The 11,827-nt window shown below is 61.6% G+C and carries 12 protein-coding genes; 11 read left to right on the top strand and 1 reads right to left on the bottom strand.

The genetic code is table 11. From position 1 onward, the window contains the following. The first annotated feature begins 74 nt into the window (after positions 1-74). On the top strand, positions 75-1,508 hold the full coding sequence (gene iaaH / locus B0W80_RS17475) for an indoleacetamide hydrolase (protein ID WP_077000437.1): 1,434 nt from the start codon (positions 75-77) through the stop codon (positions 1,506-1,508). Between the two features lie 53 nt (positions 1,509-1,561). Here iaaH and B0W80_RS17470 read toward each other — a convergent pair whose 3' ends face one another. Then, complete coding sequence (locus B0W80_RS17470; protein WP_011171699.1) at positions 1,562-2,476, bottom strand: LysR substrate-binding domain-containing protein; 915 nt, start codon at positions 2,474-2,476, stop codon at positions 1,562-1,564. 125 nt (positions 2,477-2,601) lie between these two features. Between B0W80_RS17470 and B0W80_RS17465 the strand changes: the two genes are divergently transcribed. From B0W80_RS17465 to B0W80_RS17420, 10 genes are all read left to right on the top strand, one after another. Next, on the top strand, positions 2,602-2,847 hold the full coding sequence (locus B0W80_RS17465) for a hypothetical protein (RefSeq protein ID WP_077000436.1): 246 nt from the start codon (positions 2,602-2,604) through the stop codon (positions 2,845-2,847). Between the two features lie 46 nt (positions 2,848-2,893). Then, entirely contained in the window at positions 2,894-3,655 is a 762-nt protein-coding gene (locus tag B0W80_RS17460; RefSeq protein WP_011171698.1) for a chlorocatechol 1,2-dioxygenase, read from the top strand. 19 nt (positions 3,656-3,674) lie between these two features. After that, complete coding sequence (locus tag B0W80_RS17455) at positions 3,675-4,382, top strand: dienelactone hydrolase family protein (RefSeq protein ID WP_011171697.1); 708 nt, start codon at positions 3,675-3,677, stop codon at positions 4,380-4,382. 214 nt (positions 4,383-4,596) lie between these two features. Beyond that, positions 4,597-6,357, top strand: coding sequence for an FAD-dependent monooxygenase (locus B0W80_RS17450; protein ID WP_032490134.1), 1,761 nt, complete (start codon positions 4,597-4,599; stop codon positions 6,355-6,357). Between the two features lie 98 nt (positions 6,358-6,455). Then, entirely contained in the window at positions 6,456-7,847 is a 1,392-nt protein-coding gene (locus B0W80_RS17445) for an MFS transporter (protein WP_011171695.1), read from the top strand. 148 nt (positions 7,848-7,995) lie between these two features. Then, a complete protein-coding gene (locus tag B0W80_RS17440; RefSeq protein WP_031942830.1) occupies positions 7,996-8,859 on the top strand; it encodes a TauD/TfdA family dioxygenase in 864 nt (287 codons plus the stop codon). A 251-nt stretch (positions 8,860-9,110) separates the two neighbouring features. After that, on the top strand, positions 9,111-9,323 hold the full coding sequence (locus B0W80_RS17435; protein ID WP_172685324.1) for a hypothetical protein: 213 nt from the start codon (positions 9,111-9,113) through the stop codon (positions 9,321-9,323). A gap of 221 nt (positions 9,324-9,544) precedes the next feature. Continuing rightward, positions 9,545-10,213, top strand: a complete 669-nt coding sequence (locus B0W80_RS17430) for a transporter (protein ID WP_032490145.1) — start codon at positions 9,545-9,547, stop codon at positions 10,211-10,213. A gap of 260 nt (positions 10,214-10,473) precedes the next feature. After that, positions 10,474-10,692: a hypothetical protein gene (locus B0W80_RS17425; protein WP_077000434.1), complete on the top strand. Its 219-nt coding sequence runs from the start codon at positions 10,474-10,476 to the stop codon at positions 10,690-10,692. After that, a complete protein-coding gene (locus tag B0W80_RS17420) occupies positions 10,692-11,765 on the top strand; it encodes a maleylacetate reductase (RefSeq protein WP_011171693.1) in 1,074 nt (357 codons plus the stop codon). Before B0W80_RS17425 ends, B0W80_RS17420 begins: the two co-directional genes overlap by 1 nt. Positions 11,766-11,827: the final 62 nt, after the last annotated feature.

Genomic DNA, 11,827 nt, shown 5'->3' with positions numbered 1-11,827 from the left:
TAGGCTGCCGTCCACAACAGGCACCGCGGCATGCATCGGCTTGCCACGCCGGGGACAGGGCTCGAATCAACAACATGGAGAATCAGATGGACTTGTGCGAACACGGCGTGGCCAGCTTGCGCAACGCGCTGCTCAGCGGCGCAACCAGTTGCGTCGAGCACGCAACCGCATTGATCGCCCGCACGCAGGCATTGGCGCACCTGAATGGGTACGTGGATTTCGATCCAGTCCCCTTCCTGGCGCAAGCCAGGCAGGCCGATGTGGACATCGCCAGAGGCGTGTCGGCACCGTTGCTCGGCGTACCGCTGGCACTGAAGGACAACATCAACACCACTGGCTTTCCCACGGGCGTCGGTACGCGCACCTTGCGCGGACGGATCCCCGCTGCGGACGCTGAAATCGTGAAGCGCCTGAAGCAGAGCGGCGCGATCATCTCCGGCAAGGCGGGCATGCACGAGCTGGCCTTCGGCATCTCCAGCAACAACGGGGTCACTGGTGCCATCCGCAACCCCTGGGCACTCGACCGCATTCCGGGCGGCAGCAGTGGCGGCTCCGCCGTTGTGGTGGCAGCCGGCCTGGTCCCCGGTGCCATCGGCACCGACACGGGCGCATCGGTCCGGCTGCCGGCGGCATTGTGCGGCATCGCAGGCCTGCGTCCCACTGTCGGCCGGGTGCCGGGCACCGGTATCGCGCCCATCTCGTCGACACGCGACACGGCCGGCCCGATGGCACGCAGCATCGCCGACCTTGCACTGCTGGACACCGCCCTCACCGGCGATGCCGCCGGACTGGCCAAGGTCGACCTGCGCGGCCTTCGGCTCGGCATTCCGAATGACCGCTTCTGGACGCCCCTGGATGCCTCCGTGGCGGCCGTCATGGATGACACCCGCAAGGAACTGCAGCGGGCTGGCGTGGACTTCGTCGAGCTGGATCTTCCGGGACTGGATGCGTTGAACAATTCCGTGGGCTTTCCCGTCGGGCTGTTCGAGTTCATGGCCGAGATGCCGGACTACCTGAAGGCCTCGGGCCACCCGCTGGACATCGAGGCGCTGCTGGCGGGCATCGGCAGTCCGGACGTCGCCGGCATCCTGCGGCCTTTGCTGGGCAGCGGCGCCATCCCCGAGCCGGTGTACCGTGCCGCGCTCGCCGACCGCCAAAGGCTGCAGGAGCTGTACCGCAGAACCTTTGCACAGCACCAGGTGCGCGCCCTTGCCTTCCCGACCTCCGCCTTGACCGCCCGGCCCCTCGGAACCGACGACACGGTGGAGTTCCTTGGCCAGCGCTGTCCTGCATTCATGATCTATATCCGCAACACCGACCCGGGCAGCAATGCCGGCATACCGGGCCTGAGCCTGCCGGCGGGCATTGGTCCTGACGGCCTGCCCGTGGGGCTCGAGCTCGATGGGCCGGCTGGATCGGACCGTGACCTGCTGGCCATCGGTGCCGCCCTGGAGACCGTGCTGCCTCCTATCGGCCGACCATCGTTGAGGTCCCCGGAAGGGGCGTAAGTCTTGAATGCACCATGGCCAGGCGCTTGCGCTGGCCGTTGGACAGGTCGGCGCTAGCCAAGCGGTCGCGCACGCTGGGCCTGTGCGCCAGGCTTTAGGCGTCTTGCGGCGTCTAGGAACGCCCGGAGCACCGGTACACGCGAATCGGTCAGGTAGGTCAGGCTGACCGGGACTTGGGCGCTGGCGGCGGTCATCTCAATCATTCGAACGAATGGCCGCCTCAGCATGGCCACCGAAGCCGGGACCAGGGTGACACCCGCCCCGGCGGCCACGAGCCCAAGGGCAGCGTTGACATCTTCGACAATCGCCGTGACACGCGGTTCGACCCCGGCCCGTCGCATCAAGGCGATGACTTCGTCCGCAAAGCTCGGCCGACCCTCTTGCGGGAAAAGGACCAGGGATTCACTTTTGAGTCGTAGCAATGTCGGCTCTCGGCTCAGTTCGCGTGCAACGCTTGAACTTGCGGCGATGTACAGCCGCTCATAGTGCAGGTGTTCGACCGTGATTCCAGTTTCCTGCGGGTAAAAGCGGCCTACGCCGACGTGAATTGTTCCGGCGCGCAAGGCTTCCATCTGCCGCACCTTGGACATTTGGGCCAGCGACAGAGTCGCTCCGGGAACCGCCTGCGTGAACGCGTGAAGCAAGGCCGGCACCGTCTGGTAGATCGCTGTGCCAAGGTAGCCAACGTCAAGTTGACCGATCTCGCCCCGGCTGGCGGCACGTGACCGGTCCACGGAAGTCCGGCCCAATTCCAACATCCGTCGTGCATCCTCGAGAAAGGCCGCGCCAGCCGGTGTGAGTCGCACACCGCGCGGGCCTCGCTCGAACAGCAGCACCCCCAAATGCTGCTCCAGCGCCTGAATCTGTCGTGTGACCGGGGGCTGCGAAATGTGGAGTCGCCGCGCTGCCGCGCCCACGTTCCCCTCTTCAGCCGCCGCAACAAAGTAACGAAGCTGCCGAAATTCCATCTTTCTCCACCTTCATTCGCTCAGATAGACGAATGCATGTTGCCAGGAGGTCAATACCGAAGTCGTATCACTAGCGTCGATACAAGGTATTAGACCATATGGCTTGGTTTTCCTAGACTGCTGCCATGCCAAACGAACAAGCCATCGCCGAGCACCACGATGACGGCGCTGATCGCGCGGCGGCCAAGATGGAAGCCGTGGAAACAGCCATTGTCGATCTACCCCTGCGCCGAGTTCGGCAGTTTGCCCGCCTCAAGGAGCATGCTTTGTGGCTCCCCCAAAGCCCAGGCCTCAACATCAAGCTGGACGAAAGCCAGATGCGGCGCTTCGCTCGCGCTTCTCCGCACCGGATCGATCACCGCACCACTTGAACGCGTATTCCAATCCGATTCCACTTTTTTGCGAAACGAGAGAACCATGAAAAACCCGAGAGTCCATGAAATTGCCACCGCCATGATCGATGCCGTGCGCAAGGTATTGATTGACCACCAAGTGACCGAAGCCGAGTACCGGGCGGGGGTGATGTACATGATGAAGGTCGCGGAAGCCAAGGAAACAGGCTTGATCAGCGACGTATTCCTGAACAGCACGATTGTCGAAATCAAGGCGGCGAACACGCACGGGTCGGCACCGGCCATACAGGGGCCGTACTTCAAAGAGGATGCGCCCTTTGTCGACGGCAAACTGAAGACATACGACAGCGATGACCACAAGCCGCTGCTCCTGCATGGGACTGTCAAGGACGAAGCCGGCGGTGTGGTGAGCGATGCGGTCATCGATATCTGGCACTCCACGCCTGATGGCCGGTACAGCGGTTTCGGCGGCTATCACGGAGATATGCCGGTCGAATACTACCGAGGCAAGATCCGTACGGACTCGCAAGGTCGTTGGCGCGTGCAAACCACATTGCCGGCGCCCTATCAGATCCCGAACAAAGGGCCGACCGGTGCCCTGCTCACCATGATGGGAAGCCATACCTGGCGCCCCGCCCACGTGCATTTCAAAATCCGGAAGGACGGCTTTGAACCGCTGACCACGCAATACTACTTTGAAGGCGGCGAGTGGGTAGACAGTGACTGCTGCAACGGCGTCCAGCCCGAACTTGTCATGCCGGCGGCCATAGAGCAGAACATGCAGGTGATGGTTCTGGACTTCGTGATCGAAAAGCCTCGCGCCTGAGCTTGCAGAGGACGATCCCATGTGTCACGACACTGTTCCCTCCTTGTTTCCGCGAGCGCATGCAACCGGGCGCATCGATGGTGCCGTCAGCGCCTTGCGCTATGCCGGTGCATCGAACGGTCCACGCCTGCTGGTGCTGCCGGACATCTACGGCTGCAATGGCTTCTACCGTGGCTACGCGGCATACCTGGCCGAGCAAGGCGCCAGCGAGGTGCTGCTTGTGGACCCATTCGCCGCATTCGGCGAGTTGCCACAAGCCACTCGCGAGGCAGCTTTCCAGCGGCGCCACCGACTGGCAGATCGCGCCTTTGTCAAGAACCTGATTGCGTTCATCGAGAGCCAGCGCATCGACGGCGTGGTCGGATATTGCATCGGGGGATTGTTCGTCTTCGAGCTGGCGCGGCAACAGGTCGTGTCGCGCCTGCTGGCCTATTACCCATTTCCGCAAGGGCTCGAAAACCACGATCCGGTAGACGTCCCGTTCGACTATCTGCCGGAGGTTCGGTCGCGACACACCGTCATCGTTGGAGACAACGACACGCTGCTTGGTGCGCAGAACCTGTTGCAACTGGAATCTCAAGCACGTGCGAACGACGCGATCGACTTGCATGTGATGAAAGGTGCGGGCCACGGCTTTCTGGCGGATCTAGAGTCGGTTGACGCAGATCGTGCGGCGATGGCAAGGCAGGCACTGCTGATCGGCACGAACACATTGTTCGGGCGGTGATGCGCGGCGGGCGTGATGGGATCGTCGCGTCCTCCTTCCGGAACGTGCGCCCTTGCCGATGGCTCGACCTGAATCTCAATATCTAACGCTCACAACACGTCGCAGACCTGTCGCCAACTGACTGGAACGAAGTTCTGCCTGTTGGAGTTCAACCATTCAGTGAGCGAAGTGCATCCAAGAGTGAGCACCCTCACGCTGCTATCAAGGAGACATCATGAGTGAAAAAGCAACCGTCATCGAAACTGACGTTCTCGTCGTAGGTAGTGGTCCCGCCGGGGCTGCATCGACCTTACTTCTCGCGACCTACGGCGTGAAAACGCTGTGCGTCAGCAAATATGCCACGACGTCGCGCACTCCGCGCTCGCACATCACCAACCAGCGCACGATGGAGGTGATGCGTGATCTAGGGCTCGAACTCGAGTGCGAGGCAATGGCATCACCGGCCGAGCTGATGGGTGAGAACGTCTATTGCACGAGTCTCGTCGGAGACGAACTGGGCCGGGTTCTGACCTGGGGTACCCATCCGCAACGCCGGGCCGACTACGAGCTCGCGTCGCCCACGCACATGTGCGATCTCCCCCAGAATCTGCTCGAACCCATCATGATCAACCACGCGGCGCGGCGCGGCGCCGACGTGCGTTTTCATACGGAGTTCGTTTCGTTGAAGCAAGACGAAACAGGCGTCACGGCGACCGTCCGCGATCACTTGCTGGATCGCCAGTACGACATTCGAGCCAAGTACCTCATTGGAGCGGACGGCGCGAACTCTCAGGTCGTAGACCAGGTCGGCCTACCCGTGGAGGGAAAGATGGGCGTGTCCGGGTCGATCAACGTGGTGTTCGAAGCCGATCTGACAAAGTACGTAGGCCATCGGCCTAGCGTTCTGTACTGGGTGATCCAGCCTGGTTCCAGCGTCGGCGGCCTCGGCATCGGGGTGATCCGAATGGTCCGGCCCTGGAACAAATGGCTCTGCATCTGGGGCTACGATATCGCCGGTGGTCCTCCCGACCTCAATGAGGCGCATGCCCGACAGATCGTCCATTCGCTGCTGGGTGACTCGACAATTCCCGTCAAGATCGAGTCCACCTCGACGTGGACCGTGAATGACATGTACGCCACACGCCTGTTTGACAATCGGGTGTTCTGCATGGGGGATGCCGTACATCGCCATCCGCCCACCAACGGATTGGGGTCGAACACATCGATACAGGATGCCTTCAACCTTTGCTGGAAGCTCTCGCACGTGCTGCAAGGAAAGGCCGGCCCTGAGCTGCTCGCGACCTACAACGAGGAGCGTGCGCCAGTCGCCCGCCAAGTGGTGCAGCGCGCCAACAAGAGTCTTGGGGATTTTCCTCCGATCCTTGCCGCGCTGGGTTTGTTCGACACCAAAGATCCGGAGCAGATGCAGCGCAACATTGCGCGCCTGAAAGAGCAAAGCCCCGAAGCACAGGAGCAGCGGGCCGCCCTGCGCGCCGCCATCGACGGCACGCAATATGTGTACAACGCCCACGGCGTCGAGATGAACCAGCGCTATCAATCGGCGGCCATCGTTCCAGACGGGACGCCCGATCCAGGATTTCGCCGGGATTCGGAGCTGTACCACGCCCATAGTGGCCGACCCGGTGCACCTGTACCGCATGTCTGGGTCACGCGGCATGGCCGCCGTGTCTCCACGCTCGATCTTTGCGGCAAGGGCCGGTTCAGTCTGCTCTCCGGCATCGCGGGTTCACCCTGGGTCGAGGCAGCCGCCCATGCCGCCGAGTCGCTCGGAATCGATCTGGACGTGCACATCATCGGCCCGGGGCAAGAGCTCGAAGACCTGTACGGCGACTTCGCCCGCGTCCGGGAGATCGAGGAGAGCGGTGCCCTGTTGGTACGCCCTGACAACTTCATTTGCTGGCGCGCAATGCGATGGCAGGAAGGCTCGGGGGACGAACTCCGTGCGGCTCTGAAGCGCGCGCTCAGCGTGCACTGAGCTCGTCAATCACCCCTTGGAAGGCATATCCGGCGGGCAGCGTACCCGCTGGCGTGGATACCGTGTCCGCTCGAATTGCGAAGGCCTTAGGAGACATCATGAACACTGTAGACATCACAGAAATCATCGAGAAGCAAAAGCCGAACCGCAAGGTGTTGGCGCTGCTCATCCTGTCATTCTTGATCATGCTCTGCGATGGCTATGACCTTCAGGCGATTGCGTTTGCATCGCCGACGATCATTGCAGACTGGGGTATCCAGAAGGCGTCGTTTGGCTTCATCTTCAGCGGTGGGCTATTCGGCGTCATGGTGGGGGGATTCCTGTTTGGATATGTAGCGGACCGAATAGGGCGCCGTCCGGCGCTTCTTTGGGGGACGCTCCTGTTTGGCGTGTTCACGCTGGCCGCGGTGCTGGCAACGAACATTACCCAGCTTGCCGTGCTCCGCTTTGTGGCAGGCTTGGGCATCGGTGGCATCACACCGATCGCCATTGCGCTGAACGTCGAGTACGCTCCCAAACGCTTTCGTGCCAGCGTCGTCGGCTTGGTGATGATCGGCTATGTCGTCGGAACGAGCAGTGGCGGCATCTTCGCCGCCTGGCTTGTGCCTACCTTTGGGTGGCAGGTTCTGTTCTACATCGGAGGGCTCGCGCCGCTGCTGCTGCTGCCGTTCCTTGCGATGTCGCTGCCGGAGTCCATCAAGTATCTGGTGCTCTCGGGCCAAAAGGCAGAGGCAGTCGCGCGGGTCGTCAACGCCATTGATCCGTCGATACGCGCAAGCTCTCAAACAAGGTTCGTGCTCGGAACCGCAGAAGAAGGCGCAAGGATTGCAGGTTGGAAGGATTCGGTAAAGGCGCTGTTCGGCGGCCAGCTTTCCAAGATCACGCCCGCTCTATGGGGTGCATTTGTCTGCAGCTCGGTGACGGTATTTTTCCTGGCCAGCTGGATACCCGTGCTCACGGTGGGAACCGGGAGATCGGCCTCGTTGGCGGCGGTCGGCCTTGCGCTCTTTTCGGCAGGCGGAGCGTTTGGTGGCATTTTTTCCAGCCGGGTCATAGACAGGTTCGGCATCGGTGCGATGGCCTCCATCCCTCTGATTGCTGCAGTCTTCGTAGTTTCCGTTGGCTCGTTCGAGTTCTCCGACACAGGCTTCCTGTCGATGCTCTGCTTGATCGGATTCTTCGTGCTTGGTGGCCACGTGGGCCTCATGGGTGCGATGGGATTGTTCTACTCCAACGCCAATCGGGCAAACGGTGTGGGCTGGGCGATCTCGATCGGCAAGTTCGGCTCGATCATTGGGCCAGCCATCGCGGCCGTTCTCATCGCGGCCAACACTGCGATCAGTTATCTGTTCATGGCCGCGGCCGCACCACTCCTGATGGCTGGCATGGGCATTCTTGTCCTGGGACGCCTGCAAAAGGCCGCAGACCATGAACACCGCATGGGCGCCGATCGTGCCAACGATCCCGAGGCGCGGCCCATCGATGCGTGAAGCCGCGCATGAAGTGTCACCACCAGATGGACGCTCGTGTCGATTGATTGCCGCCGCTGATTGAAGGATACCCACCATACCGTCGCCTCAGATCTATTTTTCCCGCCGTCGTGAACGGCAATGCAACATCAATTCAAAGGAGCAAAGTATGAGCATCACTTCCGAATACCTTCATCCACTTTTCGTCGGACAGGTAGACAAGCTTGCACTACAAGGTGCACTAAGCCCGACCGAGGTCCGTGACGTCGAGCACCAGATGGACCAAAAGGCCGTCCTGGTGTTTCGTGGGCAACCTCTGGATCAAGACCAGCAAATCGCCTTTGCGCGCAATTTTGGCCAGCTCGAGGGTGGTTTCATCAAGGTCAACCAGAGGCCGTCGAGATTCAAATACGCAGAGTTGGCCGACATCTCGAACGTCAGTGTCGATGGCAAGGTTGCTGAGCGCGATGCCCGCGAGGTCGTTGGGAATTTCGCGAATCAACTCTGGCATAGCGACAGTTCCTTTCAACAGCCTGCTGCCCGCTATTCAATGCTTTCTGCAATCGTGCTGCCGCCGTCTGGCGGCGATACGGAATTCTGCGACATGCGCGCAGCGTACGACGATCTCCCCGAGGATTTCAAGAAGGAACTGCAGGGATTGCGCGCAGAGCACTACGCGCTGAATTCCCGCTTCATTCTTGGCGATACGGACTATTCTGAAAGTCAACGCAATGCGATGCCTCCGGTGAGTTGGCCACTGGTCCGCACCCACGCGGGATCTGGACGCAAGTTTCTTTTTATCGGGGCTCATGCGGGTCACATCGAGGGCCGTCCCGTCGCCGAAGGTCGCATGCTGCTGGCTGAGCTTCTCGAGCACGCGACGCAACGGAAGTTTGTGTATCGGCATAGCTGGAAAGTCGGAGATCTCGTGATGTGGGACAACCGCTGCGTCCTGCACCGAGGGCGGCGGTACGACATCACGGCCCGGCGTGAACTTCGCCGAGCCACGACGTTGGACGACGCTGTCGTTTGAGTCCACGGCATCAGGTCTGAGGTGCGGTGGCGTCACCTCGGTTTCGAAAGCCGGAAAGTCGGAAGCGCCGCTACGCTTGCATGAGCGTCGTCGGTACAGCCAACCGCGACCGTCAGATCCGAGCAGGGATTGACGGGTGAACTGACGGGCCCAGAAGCGCGCCGCCGTACGCGGATGAAGCTCGGGAACAGGACTTTGGAAACCGTCCTGGAGAGGGCGGTTTCAAAACCGAAGCGCAACAACGTTGGTCATTGAGCGGCCAGGATGTGCCGATGGCGCGCCTGATCCAGCCCAAGGGCGAGGCCGAGGCCGCACCGGTGGCCGACCGCGATCTGGGTGGTCCGGCGTCGGGCTTCGCCGAGTTTCTGGCCAGCATTGCCTACGCGGGGCCGGCGCTGGAGATCGTCGACAGCGCGACGGCCGGCTGCGCGGCCACGTCTTGCGGGCCGGCGAAATCGTGCTGACCGGCGTGCTCGGGCCGATGCTGCCACTGGCCTGATGGAGGCCAGGCTGTGCGCGCTGGGCAGGTGTCCTGCCGCATGGACCAATGACTTGAGTTTGAGCCACGACAAAAGGAGAGAGACATGAACCTTAGCCTCAAGGGCGGCCTGGCCGCGCTGAGCCTCGCCGCATTGCAGACGCTGGCATTGCCACCGAGGGCGGCGGCTCGACCTACCCGCTCGGGATGGAGGGCTTCCTGGCCGGTGCCGTGCCGCCGCCGGGCCTGTATGTGCTGGAGTACGCCACGGCCTATTCGGGCGATAGTCTGCGCGACAACCAGGGCGCGCGGGTGCCGCTGCCGACCTTCGGCCTGCACGTGCGCGCCGCGGCAACGCGCATCATATGGTCCACGCCCCAGCAACTGCTCGGCGGCAATCTCGTGGCCCACACCATCCTGCCGCTGCTTGATCTCAAGGTCGACGTTCCCGGCGCCAGCCAGCACAGGAGCGGCCTGGGCGACATCACGGTGGGTGCCGGCATCGCCTGGCATCACTCGCCGAAATGGCACAGCGTCGCCGCGCTGGACTTCGTGCTGCCGACGGGCAGCTACGACAAGAACGATGCCGCGAACCTGGGGCGGAACTATGTGTCGATGCAGCCTCTGTATGCGATGAGCTACATCGATCCGCAGGGTTTCAACGGCGACTTCACCACCGCGCGAACTCCTCGGCTGCTGCAACGAAGTGGCGAAGCTGCCGAAACTCATTCTTCACCGTTGACCAACGGTTGGAGCCAACGCATTCAGTCGATCGAGCAACTCGGTCGACCATGCCAAAACCGTATCGCCCGTGCTGGCGGAAGGTATTGGACCCTATGGCAGACACTTCCTACTGACCTGGCTGGTCGAGTGTGATTCGGCTCGACTTCGCACAGGCATGCCACTTCAAGTGGCCTGGCGCCTCCTCGAAGAAGGATGGCAGTGGCCAGCATTTGCTCCACTTGCGTGCGAGATCGACGGAGCGCCAGGTTGAATCTGGCAAGCCAGGAAGATGGGTGCGCTTCGCGCGTTCCCGGAAGTGCTCATTCGTTCGATGCCTTAGATCAAACCCCACCGATCCATGCGTCCACTTCATCCGGAGGGGACGCGGCCGAGCCATAGGAAATCCGCTCTAAATGTACGCTTCCACCTTCTTTCAGAAATTGCTTGAGATCAAGAGCCCCGCAGAGGCGCATCGCTGCGTGGACGACGATCCGTTCACTCGCATCGGACTGCGCGCATCTGTCACGATCCATCGTTGGATTCGGGCCGTGTTCGGCTGCAAGTTCAATACGCCCACCGGCGACAGCCCGTCGACCGAAAATTCTGTTGCCCTAACGCTAGGAGTCGCTTGATGCTAGATTTCATTTACCAAGGTCTGCCCAGCCGGGTTCGATTCGGCGCAGGAACCATCTCCGAAATTGGCGCCGAGGCCGAAAAGCTTGGCTGCCGGCGGGCCATGGTCGTCGTGAGCGCCCCTCAAATGGCAGACGCTGACCGAATTCAATCAACGCTCGGCGCAAGCTGCGCAGGGGTGTTCGGCGGTGCCGTCATGCACACTCCGGTGGAGGTGACCCAGGCAGCCTTGGAAAGGGTGCGCGCCTGGCATGCCGACGGCATCATCGCGCTTGGCGGTGGATCGGCCATCGGGCTCTCCAAGGCGATTGCGTTGCACACGGATCTCCCGCAGCTCGTCATTCCGACGACATACGCGGGATCTGAAATGACGCCGATACTGGGCCAGACCGAAAGCGGCGTGAAGACCACGCAACGCACACTCAAGGTCTTGCCCGAGACGGTCATCTACGATGTGGAGCTCACATACTCGCTGCCGTTGGCCATGTCCATCTGCAGCGGCATCAACGCGATGGCGCACTCCGTGGAGGCGCTGTACGCGAGCGACACCAATCCGATCATCAGGCAGTTGGCCGAAGCGGGGATTGCGGCGCTCTACAGCGGGCTCCCGAAACTGCGAGATGATGCGAGGGATCCTGCGGTTCGGGCCGCGACACTCTACGGTTCATGGTTGAGTGCAAGCTGTCTTGCCTCGACCTCGATGGGCTTGCATCACAAGCTGTGCCACACACTCGGGGGTGCCCTCAATCTCCCGCATGCGGAGACACACACGGTTGTTCTCCCGCACGCCATCGCCTTCAACGCCCCCAATGTCCGCGACGCCGTTGAAATCCTTAAGCGGGCGATGGGCGGCGGTGGCGTTGCCGGACGCATCTATGACATCGCCAAGGATGCCGGCGTCCCGGTGGCGTTGCGCGATATCGGCATGACCGAGTCCGATATCGACAAAGTCACGGCGGCAGTCATGGCAAAACCCTATCCGAATCCCAGGCCATTGGATCAAGATCTCATTCGCCGGCTTTTGAGGAATGCATGGGCCGGTGTACGTCCTGATCACTCGACCTATCTATGACGCACAGTTCTAGGGATGGTCTGCAGAACACGATCTGCAATCACGACTGAATGAGCAAGGTG

Source organism: Variovorax sp. KK3, assembly GCF_001984055.1.
GTDB lineage: Bacteria > Pseudomonadota > Gammaproteobacteria > Burkholderiales > Burkholderiaceae_C > Variovorax.
This window is presented reverse-complemented; position numbering and strand designations above follow the sequence as displayed.